Annotated in this window: 23 protein-coding genes and 1 pseudogene; 8 read left to right on the top strand and 16 right to left on the bottom strand. The window is 43.2% G+C overall.

Annotated features, from left to right (window positions below; all coding sequences use genetic code 11):
- Nucleotides 1-134: 134 nt before the first annotated feature.
- From dhaS to BLL41_RS11330, 3 genes are all read left to right on the top strand, one after another.
- Nucleotides 135-1,622, top strand: coding sequence for an aldehyde dehydrogenase DhaS (dhaS, locus tag BLL41_RS11320; protein WP_071577921.1), 1,488 nt, complete (start codon nt 135-137; stop codon nt 1,620-1,622).
- Between the two features lie 100 nt (nt 1,623-1,722).
- Nucleotides 1,723-3,621: a sporulenol synthase gene (sqhC, locus tag BLL41_RS11325; protein WP_071577922.1), complete on the top strand. Its 1,899-nt coding sequence runs from the start codon at nt 1,723-1,725 to the stop codon at nt 3,619-3,621.
- A complete protein-coding gene (locus BLL41_RS11330; RefSeq protein ID WP_071577923.1) occupies nt 3,611-4,456 on the top strand; it encodes a superoxide dismutase in 846 nt (281 codons plus the stop codon). Before sqhC ends, BLL41_RS11330 begins: the two co-directional genes overlap by 11 nt.
- A gap of 33 nt (nt 4,457-4,489) precedes the next feature.
- On the opposite strand, the gene BLL41_RS11335 is transcribed toward BLL41_RS11330, so the two are convergent.
- The gene (locus BLL41_RS11335; protein ID WP_071577924.1) at nt 4,490-5,827 is read right to left on the bottom strand and encodes a sodium-dependent transporter; all 1,338 of its coding nucleotides are present in this window, start codon (nt 5,825-5,827) and stop codon (nt 4,490-4,492) included.
- A 219-nt stretch (nt 5,828-6,046) separates the two neighbouring features.
- Here BLL41_RS11335 and BLL41_RS11340 point away from each other — a divergent pair, with 219 nt between their 5' ends.
- The gene (locus tag BLL41_RS11340; RefSeq protein WP_071577925.1) at nt 6,047-7,012 is read left to right on the top strand and encodes a bile acid:sodium symporter family transporter; all 966 of its coding nucleotides are present in this window, start codon (nt 6,047-6,049) and stop codon (nt 7,010-7,012) included.
- A 48-nt stretch (nt 7,013-7,060) separates the two neighbouring features.
- On the opposite strand, the gene odhB is transcribed toward BLL41_RS11340, so the two are convergent.
- From odhB to cdaS, 8 genes are all read right to left on the bottom strand, one after another.
- A complete protein-coding gene (gene odhB / locus BLL41_RS11345; protein WP_069149725.1) occupies nt 7,061-8,314 on the bottom strand; it encodes a 2-oxoglutarate dehydrogenase complex dihydrolipoyllysine-residue succinyltransferase in 1,254 nt (417 codons plus the stop codon).
- A 15-nt stretch (nt 8,315-8,329) separates the two neighbouring features.
- Nucleotides 8,330-11,164: a 2-oxoglutarate dehydrogenase E1 component gene (gene sucA / locus BLL41_RS11350; RefSeq protein ID WP_071577926.1), complete on the bottom strand. Its 2,835-nt coding sequence runs from the start codon at nt 11,162-11,164 to the stop codon at nt 8,330-8,332.
- A gap of 228 nt (nt 11,165-11,392) precedes the next feature.
- A complete protein-coding gene (locus BLL41_RS11355) occupies nt 11,393-13,309 on the bottom strand; it encodes a nitric oxide reductase activation protein NorD (RefSeq protein WP_071577927.1) in 1,917 nt (638 codons plus the stop codon).
- Between the two features lie 10 nt (nt 13,310-13,319).
- Nucleotides 13,320-14,234, bottom strand: a complete 915-nt coding sequence (locus BLL41_RS11360; RefSeq protein ID WP_083427996.1) for an AAA family ATPase — start codon at nt 14,232-14,234, stop codon at nt 13,320-13,322.
- 63 nt (nt 14,235-14,297) lie between these two features.
- Nucleotides 14,298-14,888 carry a superoxide dismutase family protein gene (locus BLL41_RS11365; RefSeq protein ID WP_071577929.1) on the bottom strand — a complete coding sequence of 197 codons (591 nt, stop codon included), beginning with the start codon at nt 14,886-14,888 and terminating at the stop codon, nt 14,298-14,300.
- A 93-nt stretch (nt 14,889-14,981) separates the two neighbouring features.
- On the bottom strand, nt 14,982-16,229 hold the full coding sequence (gene cwlS / locus BLL41_RS11370; protein WP_071577930.1) for a D-gamma-glutamyl-meso-diaminopimelic acid endopeptidase CwlS: 1,248 nt from the start codon (nt 16,227-16,229) through the stop codon (nt 14,982-14,984).
- 379 nt (nt 16,230-16,608) lie between these two features.
- Nucleotides 16,609-17,826, bottom strand: a complete 1,218-nt coding sequence (locus BLL41_RS11375) for a macrolide family glycosyltransferase (RefSeq protein ID WP_071577931.1) — start codon at nt 17,824-17,826, stop codon at nt 16,609-16,611.
- 235 nt (nt 17,827-18,061) lie between these two features.
- Nucleotides 18,062-18,685, bottom strand: a complete 624-nt coding sequence (gene cdaS / locus BLL41_RS11380) for a cyclic di-AMP synthase CdaS (RefSeq protein WP_080488080.1) — start codon at nt 18,683-18,685, stop codon at nt 18,062-18,064.
- Nucleotides 18,686-18,950: 265 nt separating this feature from the next.
- Between cdaS and BLL41_RS11385 the strand changes: the two genes are divergently transcribed.
- Together BLL41_RS11385 and rsbRC are read left to right on the top strand one after the other, a co-directional pair.
- Nucleotides 18,951-20,309 (top strand): MATE family efflux transporter, encoded by a 1,359-nt coding sequence (locus BLL41_RS11385; protein WP_071577933.1) that lies wholly within the window; start codon nt 18,951-18,953, stop codon nt 20,307-20,309.
- A 14-nt stretch (nt 20,310-20,323) separates the two neighbouring features.
- A complete protein-coding gene (rsbRC, locus tag BLL41_RS11390) occupies nt 20,324-21,172 on the top strand; it encodes an RsbT co-antagonist RsbRC (RefSeq protein ID WP_071577934.1) in 849 nt (282 codons plus the stop codon).
- A 25-nt stretch (nt 21,173-21,197) separates the two neighbouring features.
- Here the strand turns inward: rsbRC and bshB2 are convergent, their stop codons facing one another.
- The 4 genes from bshB2 to rarD all read right to left on the bottom strand — a co-directional run bounded on the left by bshB2 (nt 21,198) and on the right by rarD (nt 23,479).
- Nucleotides 21,198-21,863 carry a bacillithiol biosynthesis deacetylase BshB2 gene (bshB2, locus tag BLL41_RS11395; RefSeq protein WP_003231215.1) on the bottom strand — a complete coding sequence of 222 codons (666 nt, stop codon included), beginning with the start codon at nt 21,861-21,863 and terminating at the stop codon, nt 21,198-21,200.
- A gap of 18 nt (nt 21,864-21,881) precedes the next feature.
- Nucleotides 21,882-22,232 carry a YojF family protein gene (locus tag BLL41_RS11400; protein ID WP_003231213.1) on the bottom strand — a complete coding sequence of 117 codons (351 nt, stop codon included), beginning with the start codon at nt 22,230-22,232 and terminating at the stop codon, nt 21,882-21,884.
- Entirely contained in the window at nt 22,229-22,507 is a 279-nt protein-coding gene (locus BLL41_RS11405; protein WP_071577935.1) for a hypothetical protein, read from the bottom strand. Before BLL41_RS11405 ends, BLL41_RS11400 begins: the two co-directional genes overlap by 4 nt.
- 75 nt (nt 22,508-22,582) lie before the next feature.
- Nucleotides 22,583-23,479, bottom strand: a complete 897-nt coding sequence (gene rarD, locus BLL41_RS11410) for an EamA family transporter RarD (RefSeq protein WP_071577936.1) — start codon at nt 23,477-23,479, stop codon at nt 22,583-22,585.
- Between the two features lie 98 nt (nt 23,480-23,577).
- On the opposite strand from rarD, the gene BLL41_RS11415 reads away from it, so the two are divergent.
- Nucleotides 23,578-24,051 carry a spore germination protein GerT gene (locus tag BLL41_RS11415; RefSeq protein WP_071577937.1) on the top strand — a complete coding sequence of 158 codons (474 nt, stop codon included), beginning with the start codon at nt 23,578-23,580 and terminating at the stop codon, nt 24,049-24,051.
- 33 nt (nt 24,052-24,084) lie between these two features.
- On the opposite strand, the gene BLL41_RS11420 is transcribed toward BLL41_RS11415, so the two are convergent.
- Complete coding sequence (locus tag BLL41_RS11420; RefSeq protein ID WP_071577938.1) at nt 24,085-24,321, bottom strand: hypothetical protein; 237 nt, start codon at nt 24,319-24,321, stop codon at nt 24,085-24,087.
- An 83-nt stretch (nt 24,322-24,404) separates the two neighbouring features.
- Nucleotides 24,405-24,708 (bottom strand): annotated as a pseudogene (locus tag BLL41_RS11425) (GntT/GntP/DsdX family permease); the annotation flags it as partial.
- 450 nt (nt 24,709-25,158) lie between these two features.
- On the opposite strand from BLL41_RS11425, the gene BLL41_RS11430 reads away from it, so the two are divergent.
- On the top strand, nt 25,159-25,548 hold the full coding sequence (locus BLL41_RS11430) for a tautomerase family protein (RefSeq protein ID WP_071577939.1): 390 nt from the start codon (nt 25,159-25,161) through the stop codon (nt 25,546-25,548).
- Nucleotides 25,549-25,957: 409 nt separating this feature from the next.
- Here BLL41_RS11430 and yodB read toward each other — a convergent pair whose 3' ends face one another.
- Nucleotides 25,958-26,296 (bottom strand): transcriptional regulator YodB, encoded by a 339-nt coding sequence (gene yodB, locus BLL41_RS11435; RefSeq protein ID WP_071577940.1) that lies wholly within the window; start codon nt 26,294-26,296, stop codon nt 25,958-25,960.
- Nucleotides 26,297-26,324: the final 28 nt, after the last annotated feature.

Below are 26,324 nucleotides of genomic sequence, written 5' to 3' on the forward strand. Positions count from 1 at the left end.
TTATAGAATGTTTGTATACGCTTACGTTTGAAGCAACTATCACAGCTTATTTCTGCTATTCCATCCAGGAATCAATGTGCTATCACCAAGAATCTCAGAACAGACCATAAAAAATGACTGGAGGTTTGTTACGGATGAGTTCTTTAACGATGCAAGTGACGAAAAGGCTGGAGACATTTTTACAGGGAACAAAGAAGCTTTATATTGACGGTAAATTTGTTCCGAGTGCCTCAGGGGCAACCTTTGACACTCCAAACCCGGCGACCGGCGAAACCTTGATGACGCTGTATGAAGCCCAGGCTGCGGATGTGGACAAAGCGGTTAAAGCTGCCCGGAAAGCCTTTGATCAAGGTGAATGGAGAATAATGTCTCCAGCTTCGAGAAGCAGACTGATGTATAAGCTGGCAGACTTAATGGAAGAGCATAAAACTGAGCTTGCTCAGCTTGAAACACTTGATAATGGGAAACCGATCAATGAAACGACTAATGGAGATATTCCGCTGGCTATTGAGCATATGCGCTATTACGCCGGCTGGTGTACAAAAATAACAGGACAGACAATTCCGGTTTCCGGCGCTTATTTTAATTATACGCGTCATGAGCCTGTCGGTGTCGTCGGCCAGATCATTCCATGGAATTTCCCGCTCCTGATGGCGATGTGGAAAATGGGCGCGGCACTTGCAACAGGCTGTACAATCGTCCTCAAACCGGCTGAACAAACACCGCTTTCAGCTCTTTATTTGGCAGAATTAATTGACCAAGCCGGTTTCCCTGCCGGTGTAATCAACATCATCCCAGGATTCGGTGAAGATGCGGGAGAAGCGCTGACGAACCACGAAGCGGTTGATAAAATTGCCTTTACCGGTTCCACTGAAATCGGAAAGAAAATCATGTCCACCGCAGCGAAAAGCATTAAGCGTGTTACATTGGAGCTGGGCGGAAAATCGCCTAATATTCTTCTGCCGGATGCGAATTTGAAAAAAGCAATCCCGGGCGCTTTAAACGGTGTGATGTTTAACCAGGGCCAAGTCTGCTGTGCGGGCTCACGTGTCTTCATTCATAAAGACCAATATGATGAAGTTGTTGATGAAATGGCGTCCTATGCTGAGTCACTCCGCCAAGGAGCAGGTCTTCATAAAGATACTCAAATCGGGCCTCTCGTAAGCAAGGAACAGCATGAGCGCGTTCTTTCCTATATTCAAAAAGGAAAAGATGAAGGAGCAAAAGCTGTGACCGGCGGAAGCTGTCCTTTTGAAGCAGGATATTTTGTCGCACCGACTGTGTTTGCGAATGTTGAAGACGAAATGACCATCGCAAAAGAAGAAATTTTCGGACCCGTGCTGACTGCCATTCCGTACGAAACAGTCGATGAAGTTATTGAACGAGCAAATCATTCAGAATATGGACTCGCGGCCGGACTATGGACAGAGAACGTCAAGCAGGCCCACTATATCGCGGACCGCCTTCAAGCCGGAACCGTTTGGGTGAACTGCTATAATGTATTTGATGCGGCATCTCCGTTTGGCGGTTATAAACAGTCAGGACTCGGACGAGAAATGGGATCATATGCCTTGGATAATTACACAGAAGTTAAAAGTGTTTGGATAAATCTTGAAGACTAACATGTATGTTTAAAAAACTGCTGCCTGCCAGCAGTTTTTTTCTTTCTGTAATGGCGGTAAAAGACGCTGAATATATATGCTTCTGAAGGAGTTGAGCGTGATGGGCACACTTCAGGAGAAAGTGAGGCGTTTTCAAAAGAAAACTATTACGGAGTTACGAGACACGCAAAATCCTGATGGTTCATGGACATTTTGCTTTGAAGGACCGATCATGACAAATTCCTTTTTTATTTTGCTCCTGACCTCACTAGATGACGGCAGAAATGAAAAAGAACTAATATCAGAACTTGCCGCCGGCATACGTGCAAAACAGCAGCCCGATGGCACATTTATCAACTATCCCGATGAAACGCGCGGAAATCTAACGGCTACCGTCCAAGGATATGTCGGGATGCTGGCTTCAGGATGTTTTCACAGAACTGAGCCGCACATGAAGAAAGCTGAACAATTTATCATCTCACATGGCGGTTTGAGACATGTTCATTTCATGACAAAATGGATGCTTGCCGCGAACGGGCTTTATCCTTGGCCTGCTTTATATTTACCATTATCACTCATGGCGCTCCCCCCAACATTGCCGGTTCATTTCTATCAGTTCAGCTCATATGCCCGTATTCATTTTGCTCCTATGGCTGTAACACTCAATCAGCGATTTATCCTTAATAACCGCAATATTTCATCTCTTCGCCATCTCGATCCGCACATGACAAAAAACCCTTTCACTTGGCTTCGGTCTGATGCTTTCGAAGAAAGAGATCTCACGTCTATTTTGTCACATTGGAAACGCATTTTTCATGCGCCATTTGCTTTCCAGCAGCTGGGCCTACAGACAGCTAAAACGTATATGCTGGACCGGATTGAAAAAGACGGAACATTATACAGCTATGCGAGCGCAACCATATTTATGGTTTACAGCCTTCTGTCACTAGGTGTGTCGCGCTACTCCCCTGTTATCAGGAGGGCGATTAACGGCATAAAATCACTGATGACTAAATGCAACGGGATTCCTTATCTGGAAAACTCTACTTCAACTGTTTGGGATACAGCTCTAATCAGCTATGCTCTTCAAAAAAATGGTGTGACCGAAACGGATGGCTCTGTTACAAAAGCAGCCGACTTTTTGCTAGAGCGCCAGCATACCAAAATAGCAGATTGGTCTGTCAAAAATCCTAATTCCATTCCCGGGGGCTGGGGATTTTCAAACATTAATACTAATAACCCGGACTGTGACGACACTGCAGCCGTTTTAAAAGCGATCCCCCGCAATTATTCTTCTGCAGCTTGGGAGCGAGGGGTGTCTTGGCTTTTATCGATGCAAAACAATGATGGCGGATTTTCTGCTTTTGAAAAAAATGTGAACCATCCACTGATTCGCCTTCTGCCGCTTGAATCCGCCGAGGACGCTGCAGTTGATCCTTCAACCGCCGACCTCACCGGGCGTGTACTGCATTTTTTAGGCGAGAAAGTTGGCTTCACAGAAAAACATCAACATATTCAACGCGCAGTGAAGTGGCTTTTCCAGCATCAAGAACAAAATGGGTCATGGTACGGGAGATGGGGTGTTTGCTACATTTACGGCACCTGGGCTGCTCTTACGGGTATGCATGCATGCGGAGTTGACCGAAAGCACCCCGCTATACAAAAAGCTCTGCGTTGGCTCAAATCCATACAAAATGATGACGGGAGCTGGGGAGAATCTTGCAAAAGCGCCGAAATCAAAACATACGTACCGCTTCAAAGAGGAACCATTGTACAAACGGCCTGGGCTTTAGACGCTTTGCTCACTTACGAAAATCCCGAACATCCGTCTGTTGTGAAAGGCATGAACTACCTTACTGACAGCAGTTCACACAGCGCCGATAACCTCGCATATCCAGCAGGAATCGGATTGCCAAAGCAATTTTATATTCGCTATCACAGTTATCCATATGTATTCTCTTTGCTGGCTGTCGGGAAGTATTTTGATTCTATTGAAAAGGAGACAGCAAATGAAACGTGAATCTTATCAAACGGAGATGTTCAATTGGTGTGAAGCACTGAAAGACCAGGTTCAAAAGCGGGGACAGCTTGACCAGTTCGAAGATCAAATCGACAAGATGATTGAGGCTCTGGAAGATGACCAAACAACAGAAGAAGATTGGTATAAGCAGGCAGCTGCCCTTTACCGGGATATTACAGAATCAGATGATACAAATGAAAGACGCGCTTATGTCCCTATAGGGAAACATGTGCTGCCAAAGCTTCCATACAAATATTCCGCCTTAGAACCTTATATTTCACGCGATATTATGGTCCTTCATCATACAAAACATCATCAAACCTATGTCGATGGGCTGAACAAAGCAGAATTGGAGCTTAAAAAAGCGAGAGCGACAAAGAATTATGACTTGATCACTCATTGGGAAAGAGAGCTTGCGTTCCATGGCGCAGGCCATTATTTACACAGTATTTTCTGGTTTTCCATGCATCCAAACGGAAAACGGCGCCCTACAGGGGCATTGTTTCAAATGATTGACCTTTCATTTGGAAGCTATTCCGCTTTTAAAGAACATTTTACCCAAGCCGCTAAAAAAGTGGAAGGTGTCGGCTGGGCCATTCTAGTCTGGGCACCCCGATCAGGACGGCTGGAGATTTTAACAGCAGAAAAACACCAGCTCTTCAGCCAGTGGGACGTGATCCCTCTTTTACCGCTTGACGTATGGGAGCATGCCTACTATTTGCAATATAAAAATGACCGGGCCAGCTATGTCGATCACTGGTGGAATGTCGTGGATTGGCGCGAGGCAGAAAAACGTTTTGAGCAGGCAAAAGAAGTCGTTTGGAAACTCTATTAAAAAAAGCCCCCCTTTCCCAGGGGGCTTCTTGAGTTAAAAAATGCCTACCACATGCAAAAACACGATGATGATGGCAACAGGAGATAGATAACGAATAAGCAGCAGCCAAACCGCAAACCACTTCCGTTTGAGGCTGGAACCGCTTTTCAGCTCGTCAAACAAATCCTGTTTCGGTATTTTAAGCGGGACAAAAATCGAGATCAATAACGCGCCTAACGGCATTAAAATATTGCTCACAAGATAGTCGGCCGCATCAAAAATGGATAAGTGAAATATAGAAACGTCACTTAAGACACCGTATGATAGTGCAGACGGCACACCGACAATAAATATAGCGATTCCGCCTAACCAAGCGAATCGTTTTCTCTTATTGACATCACCTTTTGAAAGCACTGCGACCAAAATTTCCAGCATTGAAAAAGCGGATGTCAAGGCAGCAAATAAAAATAGAATTAAAAATGCTAATAAAAAGATAATTCCGAACGGCATTTGATTAAATATAGTTGGCAGCACGTTAAATAACAGGATCGGTCCTTGGTCTGGCTTGAGACCAAATGAAAATACAGCTGGAAAAATCGCAATCCCTGCCATGACTGCAACAAGTACGTTCAATACAGTTACTGATACTGCGGATTGTACAAGATTTTCCTGTTTCTCTAAATAAGAGCTGTACGTAACCATGACAGATACACCGACACTTAATAAGAAAAAGGACTGGCCCATCGCATACAAAATCGTATTAGCGTCAATCGCTGAAAAATCAGGCATCAGGAAAAACTTGAGCCCTTCCATCGCACCGTCAAGGGTAACAGAACGAACCATTAAAATAATAAATAATATAAATAGCGCCGGCATTAATACTTGGCTAGCCTTTTCAATTCCGCTGCTAACCCCTTTAGCAACAACTAAAATGGTCACTACCATAAAGAGCAACTGGCCTCCTACAGCCAAATAAGGATTTGAAATGGTACTTGCAAATATCGTATCAAAACCAGATGTTTGCGATAAACCGCCAGTGAAGCCTTTTATAATATAAATTAAAATCCACCCGCCGACGACACTGTAGAAGGAGAGAAGAATAAAGCACGTCACCATGCCTAAATATCCGATCCAATGCCACTTCGTTCCTGGAGCAAGTGTTTTATAGGACTGAACGGCATCTTTCTGCGTTTTTCTGCCTATGATGAATTCACCTAACAATAAAGGCAGTCCGATTAAAACCGTAAATAAAATAAAAATAAGTAAAAATGCGCCTCCTCCGCTGGTTCCGGCTACATATGGGAATTTCCATATTGCGCCAAGCCCGATAGCTGATCCTGCCGCGGCTAAAATAAAGCCGAGCTTCGAAGACCATTGATTCGCTTCCTTCACCCTATCACTCCTATTTTGTCTAACCATTATAAAGGTTCATTGTAAGAATATCTTCCTATATAGTCAAGAACATTTTAATTAGTTTACATAATAAGTTTATCGACTATTATCCGACGATTGATATTGAATTATTCAGAAAATTAATTATAATAAGAGAATATTTAAAAATCTGTGAGAATTTCTACTGAAGTTCTTGATGAATGTGTTAGGAGTGTTTTTATGGACATCATTAGAAAAATAAGCCATTTTGCGGGACAAACCTTTGGCGTATGGGTCATTGTGTTTGCCGTGCTGGGATTTTCCTTCCCGTCTTTTTTTACGTGGATCAGTTCTTATATTACGATTTTTCTTGGTATTATCATGTTTGGGATGGGACTTACACTGCAAGCAGATGATTTCAAAGAACTGCTCAGAAAACCTTGGCATGTCATTATTGGGGTGATTGCTCAGTATACCATCATGCCGCTCGTTGCTTTCGGCCTCTCATTTTGGCTGCATCTTCCGGCTGAAATCGCAGTAGGTGTTATTCTTGTCGGCTGCTGTCCAGGGGGAACTGCATCTAATGTCATGACATTTTTAGCAAAAGGAAATACGGCCCTTTCTGTTGCTGTTACAACAATATCTACCTTGTTGGCACCCGTTTTAACTCCGGTTTTGATTATGCTGTTTGCCAAGGAATGGCTTCCTGTCTCGCCAGGATCTTTATTTCTTTCAATCTTACAGGCGGTTTTATTTCCGATCATTGCAGGTGTGATCGTCAAAATGTTTTTCAGAAAACAAGTAGCAAAAGCCGTACATGCCCTTCCGCTTGTTTCTGTCATTGGCATCGTGGCGATTGTCTCAGCTGTCGTCAGCGGCAACCGGGAAAATCTGCTTCAATCAGGGTTGCTGATTTTTTCAGTTGTTATCCTGCATAACGGTATCGGTTATTTGCTTGGATTTATGGGCGCAAAGCTTTTTAAAATGGATTATCCTTCTCAAAAAGCGATTGCAATCGAAGTCGGCATGCAAAACTCCGGACTTGGTGCTGCACTTGCCACGGCCCATTTCTCACCGCTATCTGCCGTACCAAGCGCAATATTCAGTGTGTGGCACAATCTTTCAGGTTCTATGCTTGCAACATATTGGTCAAAAAAAGTGAAAAAGAAACAAGCAGAATCCAAAAGCAGCAATTTATCACTTTAAATATCATCAAAAAAGGTACATCACTTTATCGTGATGTACCTTTTTTTATTATCCTTCTAATAAAAGCTGTTCAGGATCTTCCAGTAAATTTTTGATTGTCACGAGGAAGCCAACCGCTTCTTTACCGTCTACAATCCGGTGATCATAAGATAAAGCGAGATACATCATCGGACGGTTTTCGAAACGTTCTTCATCAATTGCTACTGGGCGCAGCTGAATCTTATGCATGCCCAGTATACCTACTTGAGGGCTGTTTAAGATCGGAGTTGACATCAGTGAACCGAAAGTCCCTCCGTTTGTAATCGTGAAGGAACCTCCCTGAAGCTCGCTAAGGGTTAATTTATTGTTTCTTGCTTTCTTCGCAAGCTCGCCGATCTCTTTTTCGATTCCTGCAAATGTCAGGCGGTCCGCATCGCGTACTACCGGAACAACAAGGCCTTCATCAGCCGCAACAGCGATTCCGATATCATAGAATTTCTTAACGATCAACTCATCGCCTTGAATTTCCGCATTCAACAGCGGATATTTTTTCAATGCAGCGACGACCGCTTTCGTGAAGAAAGACATAAAGCCGAGCTTTACTTCGTTTTGCTCAAAGAATTGATCTTTGCGGCGTTTTCTGAGATTCATGACAGCCGTCATGTCCACTTCATTAAATGTAGTCAGCATCGCCGATGTTTGCTGCACCTCTACAAGGCGTTTTGCAATCGTTTGTCTGCGGCGTGACATTTTTTGTACTTCGACAGGTTTGTCAAAGCTTTGCTGTGCTTTTTGAGCCTGAGGCTGCTGTTTTTGCTGAGGAGCAGGTTTTGATGCTGGTTTTTCGTACGCTTCGACATCCTGCTTGCGCACTCTTCCAAACGGATCTCCAGTTGGAACTTGAGACAGGTCAATTCCTTTTTCTCTCGCCAGCTTACGGGCTGATGGAGAAGCGACCGTTCTTGATTTTGCTTCAGATTGCGCTTCCTCACTCACCTCTTGTGCAGCTGGTTCAGCCTGTTTCTCTTCTTTCACGCTTTCCTTGCTTTCTGCTTTCTCTGTAGGAGCAGGGGCAGAACTTTCACCCGCGCCTTCTGAAATCGTACCGATAATTTCTCCGACCTGGACGGTATCACCCGAATCTTTCAATACCTCTTGAAGTACACCCGATTCTTCTGCTGTCAATTCAACATTCACTTTATCCGTTTCTAGTTCAAGCAGATATTCACCCTGTTCCACATAGTCACCAGGCTGCTTTAACCATTGGGCTATTGTTCCTTCTGAGATTGATTCTGCTAATTCAGGTACCTTAATTTCCGCCATTTTTTCATTTCCCCCTTAGTTTTTGCGAGTCAAGCTATCAGATACAATACGTTCCTGTTCTTTTTTATGAACTGTCGGATCTCCCTCTGCAGGGCTGGATCGTCTTCTTCGTCCAATATATTGAACGCTTACTCCCTCTGGTGCAATCTCTGTCAAATACGGGCTGATATAACTCCAAGCGCCCATGTTCTGCGGCTCTTCCTGCACCCAAACGATTTCTTTCAGGTTCGGAAGCTTTGCAAATAATTCTTTGACTCCTTTTGCCGGGAATGGATACAGCTGTTCAATTCTCGCAATGTGAAGCCACTCTTTACCGTCTTCTAACTTATTAAAATGATCACTGATGTCTATAGACACTTTACCGCTGGATAATACAAGTCTGGTTACTTTTTCATAGTCATGAGAAAGTCCCGACTGTTCATAAACAGGCTGGAAGCGGCTTTCGCTAAGCTCCTGCACTTCCGACACCGTATTTGGGTTGCGAAGAAGACTCTTCGGCGTCATAATGACGAGCGGTCTGATTTCTTCACGAAGCAGCATTTTAGCCTGTCTTCTTAAAATATGGAAATACTGTGCCGCGCTTGTCAGGTTGGCAACCGTCCAGTTGTTCTCCGCAGCAAGCTGCAGGAACCGCTCGATTCTTCCGCTTGAATGCTCAGGCCCCTGTCCCTCGTAACCGTGCGGAAGCAGCATGACTAATCCGGATTTTTGGCCCCATTTCGCGCGTCCGGCAGAAATAAATTGGTCAAAATACACTTGTGCAGCGTTGGCAAAATCTCCGTACTGTGCTTCCCACAATACAAGCGTTTCTGGTGAATGCACGTTATAGCCGTATTCAAACCCAAGAACTGATCCTTCCGACAGCGGGCTGTTATGAACGGCAAATGATGTGCTGCAGTCAGATAAGTGATGAAGCGGCACAAATTCTTCGCCCGTCTCACTGTCATGAAGCACAAGGTTTCTTTGGGCGAACGTTCCGCGCTCGGAATCCTGTCCTGTTAAACGAATCGGTGTTCCGTCTTTCAAGATCGAAGCAAACGCAAGTGATTCTGCCAAAGACCATTCCACTTTTCTGTCATCATCGAACGCCTTGGCGCGTCTTTCTAAAATGCGCTTTAGCTTGCCGAAAACGTTAAATGACTCCGGCCAGTTGATCAATTCGCCATTCAGCTTGCGAAGCACATCAAAATCAATCGATGTGTCCACATCAGGGAAACCGTTTGATACAGGCTCTGGAAGTTCAATTTCACAGGCGGTATGTTCCTTTTTAGACGGTACTTTCTGATAAGCGTCCTCAATGCGCTTCGTTACCGATTTTTCGATGTTTTGTACAACTTCCTCGGTAAGCACGCCTTCTTTTACGAGTTTTTCGGCGAAAATTTGTTTGACGGTCGGATGCTTTCTGACAGCATCATACAGCATTGGCTGAGTGGTTGACGGCTCATCCATTTCGTTGTGTCCATAGCGTCTGTACCCGATCAAGTCAATCAGGAAATCCTTGTTGAATGTCTTTCGGTATTCGACTGCAAACTTAACAGCAGAAAGACAAGCTTCTGGGTCATCCGCATTCACGTGAACAATCGGAATTTCATAGCCCTTTGCCAGATCGCTGGCATATTTTGTTGATCTTGATTCAGCGCTTTCTGTTGTGAATCCGATCATGTTATTGGCGATAATATGAATCGCACCGCCTACTTGATACCCTTTTAAAGAGCTTAAATTCAATGTTTCAGCTACAATTCCTTCGCCAGGGAATGCAGCGTCACCGTGGATTAAAATGGCAAGTGATTTTGTTTCATCCTGTACCGGGTATCCGCTTTGTGTTCGCGTTTCCTGTGCCGCTCTTGTGCTGCCTTCAACAATCGGATTGATAAATTCCAAGTGGCTCGGGTTGTTTGCTAACGTAATTCGCGCTGATTTTGTTTCAGCGTCTTGAAGCTCCCGATTTGCCCCCAAATGGTATTTGACATCCCCTGTCCATCCGTAGCTGATTCCAATTGATCCCTCAGACGGAACAAGATCTTTGTTCGGCGCATGCTGGAATTCAGAGAAGATGATTTCATACGGCTTGCCAAGCACATGTGCCAGGACATTCAGGCGTCCCCTATGCGCCATCCCGATGTTAACGCTTGTCGTTCCTGATTTGACAGATTGTGCAATAATGTCATCAAGCACTGGAACAAGAGCGTCAAGACCCTCAATGGAAAAGCGCTTCTGTCCGACGAATGTGCGGTGCAAAAACTGCTCGAAGCCCTCTACTTCTGTCAGTCTTTCCAACACAGCTGACAGCTTTTCATCTGAGTTCTTCTGAAACAGCTCGCCAGATTCAATCATCTTTGTCAGCCATTCGCGCTCTTTGAAGTCATGCACATGGTCAAATTCAAATGAGATGGTTCTTTTATACGTATTTCTTAAATACTGAATGGCTTCTAAACCGTTCGTAATGTTTTTAGGAGCGTCTTTACAAATGACTGACGCAGGTATTGCTTTTATTTCCTCTTCTGTTAGCCCGTAATCGGATAATGGAAAAAGTTCACTCTTTTTACCATCCTTTCTGAGCGGATTGACGGAAGCGTTTAAATGGCCATAGGTTCGGATATCTTCTGCAAGTCTGACTGCGGATGCGATCTTTTGAATCAGATCGGCTGTAACACGTCCCTTTTCTTTTGTTCCCGAGGCCTCTTTTAAATCGCTTGGCGGAGCACCGAGCTCGTCGAACATTTCCTTCAAATCCGGGTCAATGCTGTTCGGATCCTGGGTATATTGATCGTAAAGCTCCAGCGCATAGCCGAGGTTCGGACCGTAAAAATCTTCCCAATTCATTCGTTGTTTCATGCTATTTTGAAACATTTGAATATTACCCCCAACTTAGATAATCAAGTGAATGATTCACTATCTTAAAATAACTTTCGAACGCTGTGTCCAAAATTATGTAATAAAAACGCTTCCAACGATATTTTACCACTGTTTGCAATTTGATTCTACCTTGATTGTTCACAAAATAGTAAAAAACCTTTATAAAAAACAAAAAATTTAATCATTTGAAAAAAGAAACACCAAAAAGCATAGGATAAAGGGCTATCCTATGCTTTTATGGAGCAGTTTTTTCAGCAGCGGATACAGAACATCCGGAAGCTGATCAACATCTGGGACAAATATACTGAATTTTCCGTACATATCCTGTATGGTCTTCATTTGCGATTCTTCTATTACTGAGTTGGAGAGAAAAACATTTATCACTTCTATTCCCCTCTTTCGGGCTTCAATAACCGCTTCACTTGTATCGACAATCCCGTTTTGTTCATAGCCAAACGCGGCCGGCTCTCCATCTGAAAAAACGATCAAGAACTTTTGCGCCTCGCTGCGCTGCAGCATTTTTTTCGTCATTTGCCGGATCGCATAGCCGTCACGGTTATCTTCCTCTGGCTCAAGCTGCATAATGGCCGGTCCAGCGTCTTGTCTTAATGATGATTGGAAGGGAATAACCGTATTGAAATAGTTTGGCTGGCTTGTTTCGGTCGCATCATTTGTGTCCTCCCAAAAGCCGACAATCTGATGCGGAACCGCTACAGATTTCAGCGCTTCGTGAAACAGCACGATTCCCCGCTTTGTTTCGTCCATTTTGTCGAACATGCTGGCAGAACAATCGACCAGCAATGTAAAAACTGCGTCAATTTCTGATGATGGTTCTTGTTTTTTGTAGAAAAGACGCGGATTTCGCTCAGTGAAGTAACGGAGAAGCTTATTGTTCAGCCGTCCAGCATGAAGGTCTGTTCTTGGCAATGTTTTTTTATGCTCAAGCGTTTTTTGAATCATTTGTTTCAAACGCTTTTGATACGATTCAATCGTTTTTGCCTGCTGTTTATAAGAAAGCTCTTCTTCACTTGTTGCCGGCTGCGGTTCTTTGTAAATCGGAAATGCGTATTTATTTTCTTTGCCGTCAGCCATACCCGCTCCGTTCGGCTGGTCTTTTTGGGATTCCAGCGCTTCCAGCTTGGAATAGTCTTTCCGTTTCGTTTGCCTGGCTGATCCTTGAACAGAGCCAAGGGCCTGATCTCCATCGTCGCCTTCCCTTGATGCATCTTTTCCTAAATCCGATTTTGCGCCGTGCTCAATATCAAATTGAAGAAAACTTTTAGACGGTGCTTCTGTTTCCCTGTGCCATGTCGGCATTTCTTCTTCATGAATATCTTCATCACCGTCTGATTGTTTTGGAAGCGTAATGTCATCACTCAGCTTCGGCGCTTTTTTCTCTTCTTCGAATAACGGTTGCTCTGCAGCTTTTGCGTAATCTAGTTCAGGCAAAAAGAAGTAGGTGTTCAGCATGTCTTTATCGAGCACCTCTTCAAGTCCGTCCATAAGGTCTTCTACAATTTTAAGAACCTGCCGTGTCGAATCTGCTTCATATACGCGCAAGAGCTGCTGCTCAATAAACGGACGCATCAGATCGATATCTTCACGCATAGACGGAAGAGTCTCGAGCGGTGATTCCGTTGTTAGCTTGACATAGATTGCGCAAAAGAGGGCATCCGTAAAAATGCTTCGTTCCAAATTCAAGGTCAGCTGGGTGGAGAAGTGTTTTCTGTACATGTCTTTTCGCTTCGCAAATACATGTTTCGTACCCGGTCGATCGTGTTTGATGCATTCCTCGATTCTAATGTCCTCAAGCAGCATAAACAGCTGCTTGGCAAAGCTTTTGAATGTAAGATTCCGATGGATATCATCCAAAAAGTTTGCAAACTCGTGTAACGAGCTATATCTCATTCCGACCGAACGCAGGTAGACGTCGCTTTTCAGACCCGCTTCCATGTCCTCCGCTGCCCTGTCTTTCCAAAAGTGGCTCATATAGATTTTCTTTTCAAATGGATTGTAATAGGACTGAACGCCATACTCCACTTCTACCGCTTCACTCTTGGTGAGTGTTTTGGCCAAATCAGTCAACATCATAAATAAAAACGAATCAATTGTGCTGTCGTTAAATTTGATAAATTTCATCGCAGCTCCCTCATTCAAACAGAGTTTCTGCGATATTTCGGACGGCCGCCTTTTCCCGGTCATCATCAAGCTTCTCTACAATTCCCCGCTCGATGGCACGACGCGGCGGAATATAAGCGGCTAAATCACATGTATCGATTAAAGCTCTGATGGATGCCGCTTCTTCAGACACCTGTCCGTTATTGGCCTGAACGATCAGGTCGGAGGAAAGTGTGATAAACCGGTCAATCAATTTCTCATCTTGCAGGGCTGACTGAGACATGAGCACTTGTTTCAGCAGCTCGCCTTTAATATAAGGCACATCGATGATGACAAAACGGTTTTTCAATGCTTCATTCAGCGGAACAGTCCCGACATAGCCTTCATTGATGGCTGCAATGACTCCGAAACCGCCTTTAGCCCGTATGACCTCGCCTGTAAACGGATTTGTCATCATTTTTCTGTAATCTAATACACCGTTTAAAATAGGCAGTGTTTCCGGCTTAGCCATATTGATTTCATCTATATAAAGAAAATGGCCTTCCTTCATTGCCTTTGTAACAGGCCCTGAAACAAACTCGATTGTCGCCTGGCCAGATTGATTTTCAATCGTTTTATAGCCGACCAATGCCTCAGCGTCCAAGTCGACTGAACAGTTGACGCTGTGCATCGGTTTATGAAAATAGCTGGACAATGTTTCAGCCAGCTTTGTTTTCCCTGAGCCTGTAGGCCCTTTCAGCAGGACATTTTTTCCCATGGCCAATGCAATAATGGCGTCGAATAAAATGGCTTCATCCTCCGCCTCATAGCCTGATGTTCCGATGAGCGATTGAAACTCTGGGGAAATTGGCTGATCTTTATATGATAAAAGCTTTTGTTGTATATCTTCCGGCAATGTTAAGTGCTGTAGTTGAGTTGTCATAGACAGATTCCCTTTCCTATTCATATTCCATTAACGAGTATACTAAAAAAGCCCCTGTATGCTCAATACAAAAGGGCTTGGATGATATTACTGCTTCTCGTTATTTCCCAAAAGGGCTCCGCAGACAATACGCGCACCAGAATTGCCGCTTGGGTTTGTCAAATAATCGTCGGCTTGTTCATGAATAATAAACGCACTCCCGTCTCCGTCGAGAATATTTAGTTTATTTCCTTTTTTCAGTGAGGTGTCAGGTGCATTCATAATGACATCTACCTTTCCATCAGCACCGACTTCAAGGTTCGGCAGATCTCCGGCATGATGCCCCATCGGATTGTTGAACCCATGTTCTTTGTTCAGCGGATTAAAGGGACCGCCCGCTGATTCAAAATCCGGCCTGACACAAGAACCTTTCTCATAAATATGAAAACCGAGGGAAGCGCCTGGACGCAGGCTGTTTGCGGAAATGTGAATATCGAGGCCTTCATCATCTGATTCTTTGATCTCTATGAAACCGACTGCTTTCCCATCACGATTGACCAGTTGGACATGGTGACCAAACGCTGACGTTTCAACCACCTTTTTTTCCGGCACCCGATTAGGCGGGTCTGGAGGTTTTTTTTGTCCGCATCCCGCAACTCCCAGTGCCGAAAGCATTATCAACAGCAAGAGACGGTACATACTGTCTCCCCCTTGTTTTTTTCTAACAGTGTGGTCAATCATTGTCTGATATAAACAAAAAAGCCTATAAAAGGCTTTTTCTCATGCTCATTTTTAAAAATAACTTCTTGCGCCCAAGTATCGTTGTTTCCAATACGAGTTGCTGAGATTGGAAATGTCGACGCCCGATGAGCTTGCATGAATAAAGTCACCGCCGCCTAGATAAATCCCCATGTGAGACGGGCCGGATTTATATGTGGTAAAGAAGACAAAGTCTCCTACTGACGGCTGGCTGACTTTCTGCATGATATTCCAATATCCTGCCGTACTCAATCTTGATATAGATGATACATTATTAATGAGGTAATAAATGAAGCCGCTGCAATCAAAACCGGCAGGCGTGTTTCCGCCCCATCGGTACGGCACTCCGACATATTTTTTCGCTTCCGTTATCATTCTGTCAATCTTCGAACCTATTTGAATGTTTGACCCTGAGTTATCTTTTGGCTTTGTTGGCTTTGTCGGATTTGAAGGATTAGATTTTGATGTTCCCGAAATAGTCAGAACCTGCCCGATTTGCAGCACATCCGATGATAAATTGTTTTTTTCACGGATGCTTTGGACAGTGACCCCGAGCTGATTTGCAATTTTCCACAGCGAATCGCCTGCTTTTACCTTGTACGTCGTTGTTTTTGAGGAATTAGAGTTTGACGGCTTTTTGGAACCGCTGTTTCCGCTCTTAGGTGAGCTGCTTCCTTTTATTTTGAGCACCTGTTTAGGATAAAGCGTATCTGATGTTAAACCATTTAAGGTTTTTAATTCAGCTACAGTCATATTTAAGCTGTTTGCGATTTTCCACAGTGAGTCACCAAGCTTAACCGTATATGTACTTTTTGAAGAACCTGAAGAATTGGAACCGCTGTTTTTCTTTGTTCCATTTGATCCGCTTGAACTGCTTGTCCCTTTGATCTTAAGCTTTTGCCCCGGACGAATCAGGTCACTGCTCAGGCCATTTAAGCTTTTAAGCTCAGAAACACTCATTTTATGATTTTTAGCAATCATCCATAGGGAATCACCATATGCAACTGTGTATGTTGACGTTTTGCTTGAGTTAGATGAGGATGTCGTACTTTTTTTGCTGCTGCTTTCAGGAACCTTAAGACTTTGTCCGACATAAAGCACCGTTGACTTCAATTTGTTTTCGGATTTCAGAGCTGATATTGTCGTATCATACTGGCGGGAAAGTTTCCAAAGAGAGTCACCGCTTTTTACTTTTATCGTTTTTGCTTCCGCGGGTGCTGCGGCCATCGACGACCCAACAACTGCAGAAACAGCCAAGCCGGCTACAATTTTCTTTTTCATTCATTCAACCTCCTAAACTGTTTTTTTGGCAAAAACAGCTAGTATTTTGTTTCCAAAAATGGCACACAACTGTTTTATCGTCTATTTTTCAGCAAGTTAAACCCTTTTCAAACATTTGGCAGCATTTTCAGCATCATTCGACCTTTTAACCTTTAAATAAACACCTCACATTTTACATAAGGAGGATATGTTTTTCGAAAGTCTAAGGAACTATTTAAGTGAGGGTAAAAATGATGGTTTTCTATTGATGAATGAAGCAGATTTCCCTCCTTTCTTGTCTGTTTTTCTTATCATTCTCTATCGATCTGCCAAATCCCTTCCTCTGCATTCTTATGAAAAGGCAAAAAGCCTGTTCTTTCGATAAGAACAGGCTTTTACACTATGCATTTGCTGATTGAGTTTTTTGTTTTACAGCCTCAAGAATGCTGTCGGCCGCTTTTTTAGAGCCGCCTGCTGCTTTCAGTGATTGTCCAATTTCTTTTGCCTTTTCAGCATACGTGTGATTGTTCATCACTTCTTGAATCATCTCTTTCAGTAGACTTTCAGATAATTCCTCCTTTTTAATTACTTTACCAGCGCCGACTTTTTCCACCTGATCTGCGACCACAAATTGGTCACCTCCCATCGGTATAACGACAAGTGGTGTTTCAAAATACAAACCCTCACTTGTGCTGTTCATTCCGCCGTGGGTCACAAATAAGCTGGCTCTTTTCAGGATCTCAAGCTGAGGAACATACGGGCGTACAATGAAATTTTCAGGGATTTCGTTTAACTCATTTGCTTTAATATGTTTGCCGATAGAAAGCACTACTTTACCATCAAAGTCTTTACACACTTCAAGGCATTGATTAAAAAACCGCTTTTGATTGTTAAAAATGGTTCCCATTGAAATAAACAGCACGTTTTCATTATCAATCTGATCAAATGGGAAATCGTTGCTTCCCGCTCTTTCTGTAATGGAAGGGCCAACAAATACATACCGCTCACCGAATTGCTCAGCCATTGGCTGAAATCCTCTTGATGTAAAGACGATTGTCAAGTCGCCATCAGCTAAAAAAACATCAAATGGCTTCTTGATCTCTGCTTGAAAATCAGCATTTAAAGTTTCTACAAGCTGCTGATATGATTCATAATGAGGCGAATCTTCAAGTGACCCTTTCATGTACGCTCCCATCATTTCCTTAGCAAATTCCTCATTCATCGCAAAGGTTGTACACAATGAAAATCTCGGCAGCTTCAGCAAGTTCGCAATGACTTTACCCGCAAGAAGATGGTGATCATAGACGACATAATCATACGATTCATGTTTGACTTCCTCATAAATATGAGTGGCAATATCTTTACAGCTTTTCAAAAAAGCGCAGATCATTTCAGTAAAGTCTCTTTCTTCATCACCGGTTGCGTTTTTGCCGAAGTAATCCCCCCTGAAATCATGATATTCACGAAATTCAATATCAAGAGCTGTGATTTTATCTTTATATTCCTTCACTGCGTAGTAAGTAATGTTTTCCCCCCGGGATTTCAGCTCTTTCATCACACCGATAGAGGGATTAATATGCCCTTCACCGGGAAAACCGATCATTAATACATTAGCCATGCGGCAGCACCCTTCCTTTAAAAATTTATGTAATATTTATACGGTACTATAAATACATAAACAGGTAAAGTATTTCACTTAATTAATATTCATTACATATAACTTTTCTACCAGTTTATATTTCCTGTCTTCAAGACAAAAAGCATTCAGCTTGAATGCGAATGCTTTAACAAAGATGTGAATTCGGTCATTTTGTCTCATGATAGGATTCTAAATCAGGCCCTTTTCATTATTTTTACGTTCTTGGCGAAATCAACGGATATAAAACACCGTCCTTGGCAAACGACATCTTCCCTGTCTCCTCTGAAACCACAAGCACAAGCGCATCCGTATAGCCCGACATACCGAGCGCCGCCCGGTGCCGGGTTCCCAAATGGATATCTACTTCCTTCGTCGTCAGCGGAAGCACATTGGCTGCTGACACAAGCTTGTTTTCTCTCACCAATAAAGCACCGTCATGAAGAGGGTTTCCGGGGAAAAAGATGCTTTCAATTAATGATGAGCTGATCTCGGCATGAAGAGCGGTTCCTTTTTGAATAAAATGTTCAACCGGGTCTGCTCTTTCAATCACAATTAAAGCGCCGTGCTTATGCTCCGATAAGGCTTTAATCGCCTTGGCCAACTCAATGAATGCCGGCGTAAATTCCTCAATGTATGATTGCAAATAAAAAGATGATGCGATCCCCTGCATATCCTGAAAAATGTGCCCTAATTCATCTAATTCACAAAGAAGGCACTGGTCTTTTTCGTGAAGCGTTTTCAATATTAACGATGCATCCCCTAATATTTGCTCTAAGTACACCTGTATTTTCCCTTTGAATGCATTTTCTGATATCTGTTCATAACGCATAGCCTTCATCTCCTGTTCAAATTTCCAACTTTTCACGAATGCTTATCTTATTGATGCACATTCTATAGGGAAAGGAGGGATGTAAAGAATGGAAATTGAAAGAATCATTCAGTATATTTGCACCTTTTTAGGCGTGATTTCGCTTTCTTTTATTTATGCCCAAATGTTTAAAAAAACGAAACCGACAAAAAAAGAATAGGCCCGGCGTTCATTGCTTTTTATACATAAAATGTTATAATTTCTCTCGTTATGAAAAAGAAACGGAGATCAATGTATGAAAGAAACTCGAAACGCCCGGCAAAAAATCAAACAGCTCTTGCACATTTTAATACCGATATTCATTACCCAGGCGGGGCTTTCTCTAATGACTTTTCTAGATACAGTGATGTCAGGGAAAGTCAGCCCCGCTGATTTAGCGGGTGTCGCCATTGGCTCAAGCCTTTGGACCCCTGTTTACACAGGACTGGCAGGTATATTAATGGCGGTCACCCCGATTGTCGCTCAGTTATTAGGCGCCGAGAAAAAACAGAAGATTCCCTTTACTGTATTACAAGCTGTATACGTGGCCGCGCTTCTTAGCATCGCCGTTTTAGTGATTGGATATGCTGCAGTTGACATTATTCTTGGCCGATTGCACCTTGATATTCACGTGCATCAGATTGCTAAACACTTTTTAGGCTTTTTATCACTGGGAATTTTCCCTTTATTTGTTTACACCGTGTTGAGATCATTCATCGACTCATTAGGAAAAACGAGAGTCACAATGATGATTACACTCAGTTCTCTTCCAATTAATTTTGTATTGAATTATGTATTTATCTTCGGGAAATTCGGCATGCCGGCACTTGGCGGCGTCGGCGCAGGGCTGGCTTCCGCGCTTACTTATTGGTGTATCTGCGTTTTCAGTTTTTTCATTATCCATAAAAACGCACCGTTTTCTGAATACGGGATTTTCCTTACGATGTATAAGTTCTCTTGGGAAGCATGCAAAAATCTGCTCAAAATCGGGCTGCCTATTGGGTTCGCTGTATTTTTTGAAACGAGCATTTTCGCAGCTGTTACGCTTCTGATGAGCCATTTTCAGACAGTGACCATCGCGTCCCACCAGGCAGCCATGAATTTTGCGTCTCTTCTATATATGCTGCCGCTCAGCGTGTCCATGGCTTTAACAATTGTAGTCGGGTTTGAAGCGGGTGCAGCCCGTTTTAGAGATGCACGCTCATATAGCTTAATCGGCATCATGATGGCGATCGGCTTTTCTTTGTTCACAGCCGCCTGTATCCTTTTATTCAGAGAACAAATTGCGGGCATGTACACTTCTGACCCCGAAGTGCTCAGGCTGACACAGCACTTTTTAATTTATGCGCTGTTTTTTCAGCTTTCCGATGCTGTGGCCGCACCGATCCAGGGAGCGCTCAGGGGGTACAAAGATGTGAACTATACGCTTGCGGCTGCTTTTGTCTCTTACTGGATCATTGGCCTTCCGGTCGGTTATATGGTCGGTACGTTTACAAGCCTGGGTGCATTCGGCTATTGGATTGGATTAATCGCAGGGCTCGCCGCCGGAGCAGTTGGGCTGTTTTTCAGGCTGGCAAAACTGCAAAAACGTTATTCGCAAAAACAATACATGTAAAAGAGGTGTCAATGATGGCAAAAAAAAAAAAATTATACGAGTATCTTTCTCAGCATGCGGAGACCATCAGTTCAACATGGTATGAAACAATTGAGGAGACTGATCCGAATTCCATTTATGCATCAACAGACCCTGCTGTCATTCACAATTTAAAGAGCCAGAACCTCGCCTTCAATTATAAGATTAACCGTATTTTCATAGATGATGAGGAAGTATACCTGCCTATCCTGAAAGAATGGGCCTTTGAAGTGACACAGGATCCTGAGCATTTAAAGACTCCTATCCACTATATTATTCGTGAGTTTGTCAGAGTGAGAGATTTATATGTTTCCTATGTGAAAGAATTTGTCCATCTCAATCAGGATACTGTGAAAGGCGAAGAAGCTGAAGACCTTTATCATTCCCTTATCAAAGCGTTTGATCTTGTGATCCATATTTTTATAGAAGAAATGTACAAAAACACAAGCCTTCAGCTGCAGGCCCAAAAAGATATGATTACTGAATTGAGCGCGCCGGTCATTGTGCTGTTTCACAGCGTCGGACTGCTGCCTTTAATCGGAGATATTGATACAGTCCGCGCCAAACTGATTATGGAAAACACTTTGCATCAATGTGCGGAGAAAAAAGTGACACAGCTGTATATTGATTTGTCAGGGGTTGCGGTGATCGATACAATGGTTGCCCATCAACTGTTCAGCCTGATTGAGGCGCTGCGTTTAATCGGTGTTTCTTCAACTTTGTCGGGAATCCGTCCTGAAATCGCGCAAACAGCGGTTCAGCTAGGTTTGTCTTTCGATGACATTTCCTTGAGATCCACTCTCGCTTCAGCAATTGCATCGGACTTAAAATTAAAAAAGGTATAAGGCTTAAGGCCTTATACCTTTTTGATTAATCATTCCATTGATACGTCCAATATATTTCTTCTTCAAACCATGTTGCCATAACAGGTTCATTATTTTTTAATTTCTCTTCAAGCTCTCTGAGCATACCTTCTGTTTGTGTGCGGTGAGCTCTTAACGCATTCATTTTAATGTCAGCTACTTCTTTGATATCTAGTACCACATCAGCTTCACCGAGCACCTCTTCTCTGTTGCGGGTAATAGCCATGCAGATTGTACGCGGACGGTCTTCTTTCTTTTTGCGGTACAATGCACGGATAACCGCTTCCCCGCATGCATCATGGTCAGGGTGCACACCGTGCCCGGGATAAAATGTGACAATTAAACTTGGTTTTACATCATCTATGATCTCTTCCATGATATCAGCTAAATACTCATCGTCTTCAAATTCGAGCGTTTTGTCACGGAGTCCAAGCATACGAAGGTCATTGATATCCATTTCTTTGCAAGCGTTGATGAGCTCTTGTTTTCTTAGCAGCGGCAACGTTTCGCGATTCGCGAAAAATGGATCGCCCATATTTCTGCCCATTTCACCTAAAGTGGCACAAGCATACGTAACGGGAATGTCTTTTTTTCTGTTTAAGGCAATGAGGCCTGCCACTCCATATGATTCATCATCAGGGTGAGGCAGGATTACTAGTACATGTTCTTTCATTATTATTCACCCTTTTCTTTAAACTGTGAACGGTTTTTCGCTGATTTGCAGAGAAATAGCCAGTTTACCGCCCGGCAGGTGTCCCGCCATTAATAAACGGTTTTCTTCATCTACCGTGTATTCAGTCAAGCCTTCAGCATAAATCCAGCCTTCTTCTGTTTTCAAGCCAACGCGGTAAGGTCCGTTGCCTTTGATTTTTGCCTGATGATAAGTGACTTTTGCATTGCGGATATACGCAACAACCGTCATGTTCTTTTCATTTAAATGCGCTGAATAAGAACCTGTGGTGGTTTCTAAATGGATATATACAGGGCGGTCCGCATATCGTTCTAAAGATGCTTGCACATCTTCTTTTATGATTGCTTTCATGATTGCTCCCCTCTTTCTTCTTTTAAATACTCTGCACGTTTTGTATGTAATTTGACCAGCTGATATTTCACAGCCGGCTCGAGCTGTGAATTCACAATGCGCTGAATCGCGGCAAAATATTTTTCCAGCATCGGTTTTCGGAGCCTTGGATGTGTTCGTTTATCCAAAAGCTCAAGATCAATCGCCTCTGCTACCGCTTCTTCGTCATCATGTGCGAGAGATCGGTTATTCCAAAGTGAAGCGTAGGCTTTCACTATCTCTTTATCATTGTCCATCGTCTTGCTCCTTTATGTCTTACATACATGAAATGATTATACATAATATATGCATCAGCTGAAAAGCCAAAGGCCTCAATGGCTTTTTGACGCCCGTTTCCACTTCACTTGTGAAAAAGTAAACAAGAGCAGCGCAGCCCATATACAGCTGAATGTAAAAGCCTTCGAGCTTGAAAAGGGCTCATGGTAAACAAACAGCCCGATCAGCAGAGTAATGGTTGGCGCAATATATTGTAAGATACCGACTTGATACAGCGGCAGCCGTTTCGCTCCTTCCGCAAACAATAAAAGCGGCAATGCCGTAAACACACCGGCCAAAAAGAGAAGCAGCCACGTCCCTCCGCTTTCTGCACCCGCTGGCTGAGCATGTCCGCTGAACAGCAAATACCCCAATGCAATCGGCATAATCATGAATGTTTCCAGCGTTAAACCGATGGCGCTCGGCAGGCTTGTTCTTTTTTTGCTTAACCCGTACAGTCCAAAGCTGAATGCGAGCAGAAGCGCAACATAAGGAATGGAGCCGTATTGGAACGCCGAGATGATGACGCCGGCCGCCGCAATCGAAACGGCCACTAATTGCAGGCGATTCAGTTTTTCCTTTAAAAATAAAATCCCAAGGAGCACTGATACAAGCGGATTAATGTAATAACCAAGACTAGCCTCAAGCAAAAAGCCATGGTTGACAGCCCATATGTATACAAACCAGTTAATTGAAATCAGGATAGAAGCGAGAAATAAAGAAAGAATCCCTCCGTTCTTTTTCAAAGAGCGCAGCTCCTGCCAACCTATTTTCCATTGGCGCAAGAAAAAAAGTACGATACACATAAAAACAAAAGACCATATAATACGATGAGCCAAAATATCAAGAGCCGGCAGCTGTTCAAGAAGCTTCCAATAGAGCGGAAACAGCCCCCACATGATAAAGGAAACGGCTGTGTAAAGAACGCCTTTTTTTGTTTCTGAATGTTGCATTGATATCCCTGCCTTTCTTTAGAGCATTTTATATTATATCACGTGAAAGATCTGGCGGGCATATACTATTTTGTCCGTGAAGAAAGGATGTGAAGACAATGTTTGAGTGGAACAAGTACTTTCCTTTCCACAATCAATTTTCTAAAGAAGCATTAAAAAAAGCTGATCCGAAAGAAGTTGAAACGTATGTCAATCGTGTGATGGAAAGTGTGTTCGGCAGTGATTATGCGGCTCAATTTCCTTTCCGCGATCCTCTCCCTCAAAAAGAACAGCCCGCCAAACCTGATGCAAAACCTGATGTCAAACCTGATATTGATATATTCGAAACAGCAGACCATGTGTTTGTAAAGGTACCAATCGGCGAAGAACAGCTGGAACAAGTGAGAATCAAACACACATCTCACGAATTATGGTTGGAAAACTTCCCAAGGTCAGATCATCCGAAAAAAGTAAACCTTCCTTGTTTAGTCAAACGCAAAGGAACAAAAGCCGTCTATAAGGATGGCCTTCTGGAAGTCATGTTTCAGAAGCAGCAAGACTACAACATGTCCGAGGTAGAAATCATCCGATAAAAAACGGCCTGCAATCGATGCAGGCCGTTTTTATTAATAGAAGCCGGGAAATCCCCCGTATGGCACGCCGGCACCAAAACCGTACGGTCCGCCTCCGTATCCATAAGGGCCAGGAGGATAGGCATAGGGACGAGAATAGTTAAACAGCGCACTCCCGAGAAAACCGCCTAATAAACCGCCGACTAGAGGAGCGCCAAACAAAAAAGGACTACGCGCCGGATATCCGGCTTGACCTGGGATTCCGCGATAATACGAATGATGAGGGTACATGATTTTTCCTCCTTTATGTCTGCCTATACGTAAAGTATTCAACAAGGAAGAAAAACGATTGGGCTACGGACTGTCTATGATTGTTACATCACAAGCCCTGCCAATAACACACAGCCGAGCCCTGTAACCGAAAGAACTGTTGTAAGCAGCGGCCAGGTTTGAAATGTTTCTTTCAGGCTCAAACCGAAAAATTCCTTTACCATCCAAAATCCCGCATCATTTACATGACACGCAATGACACTGCCCGCTCCGGTTGCCAGCACCATTTTACACTGCCAGCCTCCATAAGCGGAACTGCCATTCCCGCGGTGGTAAGCGCAGCCACAGACGCAGAACCTCGGCGATGGTCCATGCAATGAATAACGGCGACATGTTTGTTTGACGGAAAGTCCGATGGCTACTAAAAAGGAAACGACAATCGTGAGACAAAGGTATTTAATTTACCTTTAATAATGAGAAATAACAGAATCAACTCCGACAGCTACAATTAATTAAAATCGGCATGGTACCCCCTCCAAAAGTGTTTTATATGAATCTCGCGATGTTTCAGCGCTTTCATTAATATCTAAAAAACGTTTTGGTTATATGATTATTACCTTTTGGTTAACTAATATTTTCATACTAATCTCCTAATCAATGATCGCTTATCGTTTATGGGCTTGTCTCGATTGCCTATCGCCTGTCCAAACGGTTTATTAGTTATATGTTGATTAACTATTGGTTATGTGTTATGTTTTTTAAAGCTGACTGCCAATCAATATATCTATCCATTGTCTGAAAGCAAATGAACCAATATGAAAACAGGCGGATAACAACTTCACAAGAGGAGGCGTTCACATGCCATTAATGCGTTTTGATGTAATTGAAGGCCGTGACGAAAAATCGCTGCAATTGTTATTAGATACTGCTCACCAAGCAATGGTTGAAGCATTTGGTGTTCCGGAAAGAGACCGTTATCAAATAGTCCACCAGCATCCTGCATACGAGCTTATGATCCAGGATACAGGATTAGGATTGCAAAGAAGCAAAGTTCTGGTCATTATCAGTATGACAAGCAAAGCAAGAACAGAGAGCCAAAAGGAAAAATTGTATGCCCTGCTTGCTGAAAAGCTAAAAGAAAAATGTGGAATCTCCCCTGAAGACCTCATGGTATCTATTACTGAGAATGGTGACGCAGACTGGAGTTTCGGTCTCGGTGAAGCTCAATTTTTGAATGGAAAACTATAAGATTTCGCTTTCCCATAAAAAAAGAGAGAGCTCAAGAGAGGCTCTCTCTTCTTTTTCATAAAAGCGGCAGAATGAAAACATCCTGCAAAACGAGGTACCTGGATCTCTTTTAAAATCCAGTCTCCATGCCAATTGGAAGCTGGCTGGATTTTAGGTGGCAATATAAAATGTTAGCAGTTAGCGTTCCGCATTGTAATTTGCATAACAAGGTAAATCACAACAGGTTAAATGGTGTAACTTATAAGTCATTTCCTATTTTATACATATCCCCTTCTTATTAACATGACACTTTTGCAAATCCCTGTAAGTGCTATTTTGACAAATATAAAAAGTCATGTAAACGGGTGTGAACCGACAATTACATGACTCATCATTGAAATAAAAGCTCTATTTCCAGACGCTAATTTCCTTATTTCTCATCTTCGCACACTGTGTCACCAGGCTCGCAAAATTGATCTGCCCATGCCTGCATCTCTTGGAATACAGCTTGAAGCGCTGTTCCTTTTTCAGTCAGCGTGTAGATGACTTTGACCGGCGTTTCAGGGAGAACCTGCCGTTCGACAATCTCGTTTTGTTCAAGCTCTTTCAGGCGCTCAGCCAACATTTTCTGGCTGATCATCGGTATTGTTTCCGTTATCTCTTTAAACCGTTTCGGCCCATCCATAAGCACATGGATGATCAGACCGTTCCATCGTTTTCCCAGCAATGAGAAAGCGGATTCCATTTTAGGGCACATTGTATTTCCCACAAATCCTCATCCCTTCATCTATTGATTG

This window comes from Bacillus sp. FMQ74, assembly GCF_001875785.1.
GTDB classification, from domain to species: domain Bacteria; phylum Bacillota; class Bacilli; order Bacillales; family Bacillaceae; genus Bacillus; species Bacillus stercoris.

Excerpts from the sequence above, each read along its gene's own strand:
- dhaS (WP_071577921.1), top strand. The coding sequence starts at position 135 with ATGAGTTCTTTAACGATGCAAGTGACGAAAAGGCTGGAGACATTTTTA.
- sqhC (WP_071577922.1), top strand. The coding sequence starts at position 1,723 with ATGGGCACACTTCAGGAGAAAGTGAGGCGTTTTCAAAAGAAAACTATT.
- BLL41_RS11330 (WP_071577923.1), top strand. The coding sequence starts at position 3,611 with ATGAAACGTGAATCTTATCAAACGGAGATGTTCAATTGGTGTGAAGCA.
- BLL41_RS11340 (WP_071577925.1), top strand. The coding sequence starts at position 6,047 with ATGGACATCATTAGAAAAATAAGCCATTTTGCGGGACAAACCTTTGGC.
- odhB (WP_069149725.1), bottom strand. The coding sequence starts at position 8,314 with ATGGCGGAAATTAAGGTACCTGAATTAGCAGAATCAATCTCAGAAGGA.
- sucA (WP_071577926.1), bottom strand. The coding sequence starts at position 11,164 with ATGTTTCAAAATAGCATGAAACAACGAATGAATTGGGAAGATTTTTAC.
- BLL41_RS11355 (WP_071577927.1), bottom strand. The coding sequence starts at position 13,309 with ATGAAATTTATCAAATTTAACGACAGCACAATTGATTCGTTTTTATTT.
- BLL41_RS11360 (WP_083427996.1), bottom strand. The coding sequence starts at position 14,234 with ATGAATAGGAAAGGGAATCTGTCTATGACAACTCAACTACAGCACTTA.
- BLL41_RS11365 (WP_071577929.1), bottom strand. The coding sequence starts at position 14,888 with ATGTACCGTCTCTTGCTGTTGATAATGCTTTCGGCACTGGGAGTTGCG.
- cwlS (WP_071577930.1), bottom strand. The coding sequence starts at position 16,229 with ATGAAAAAGAAAATTGTAGCCGGCTTGGCTGTTTCTGCAGTTGTTGGG.
- BLL41_RS11375 (WP_071577931.1), bottom strand. The coding sequence starts at position 17,826 with ATGGCTAATGTATTAATGATCGGTTTTCCCGGTGAAGGGCATATTAAT.
- cdaS (WP_080488080.1), bottom strand. The coding sequence starts at position 18,685 with ATGAAGGCTATGCGTTATGAACAGATATCAGAAAATGCATTCAAAGGG.
- BLL41_RS11385 (WP_071577933.1), top strand. The coding sequence starts at position 18,951 with ATGAAAGAAACTCGAAACGCCCGGCAAAAAATCAAACAGCTCTTGCAC.
- rsbRC (WP_071577934.1), top strand. The coding sequence starts at position 20,324 with ATGGCAAAAAAAAAAAAATTATACGAGTATCTTTCTCAGCATGCGGAG.
- bshB2 (WP_003231215.1), bottom strand. The coding sequence starts at position 21,863 with ATGAAAGAACATGTACTAGTAATCCTGCCTCACCCTGATGATGAATCA.
- BLL41_RS11400 (WP_003231213.1), bottom strand. The coding sequence starts at position 22,232 with ATGAAAGCAATCATAAAAGAAGATGTGCAAGCATCTTTAGAACGATAT.
- BLL41_RS11405 (WP_071577935.1), bottom strand. The coding sequence starts at position 22,507 with ATGGACAATGATAAAGAGATAGTGAAAGCCTACGCTTCACTTTGGAAT.
- rarD (WP_071577936.1), bottom strand. The coding sequence starts at position 23,479 with ATGCAACATTCAGAAACAAAAAAAGGCGTTCTTTACACAGCCGTTTCC.
- BLL41_RS11415 (WP_071577937.1), top strand. The coding sequence starts at position 23,578 with ATGTTTGAGTGGAACAAGTACTTTCCTTTCCACAATCAATTTTCTAAA.
- BLL41_RS11420 (WP_071577938.1), bottom strand. The coding sequence starts at position 24,321 with ATGTACCCTCATCATTCGTATTATCGCGGAATCCCAGGTCAAGCCGGA.
- BLL41_RS11430 (WP_071577939.1), top strand. The coding sequence starts at position 25,159 with ATGCCATTAATGCGTTTTGATGTAATTGAAGGCCGTGACGAAAAATCG.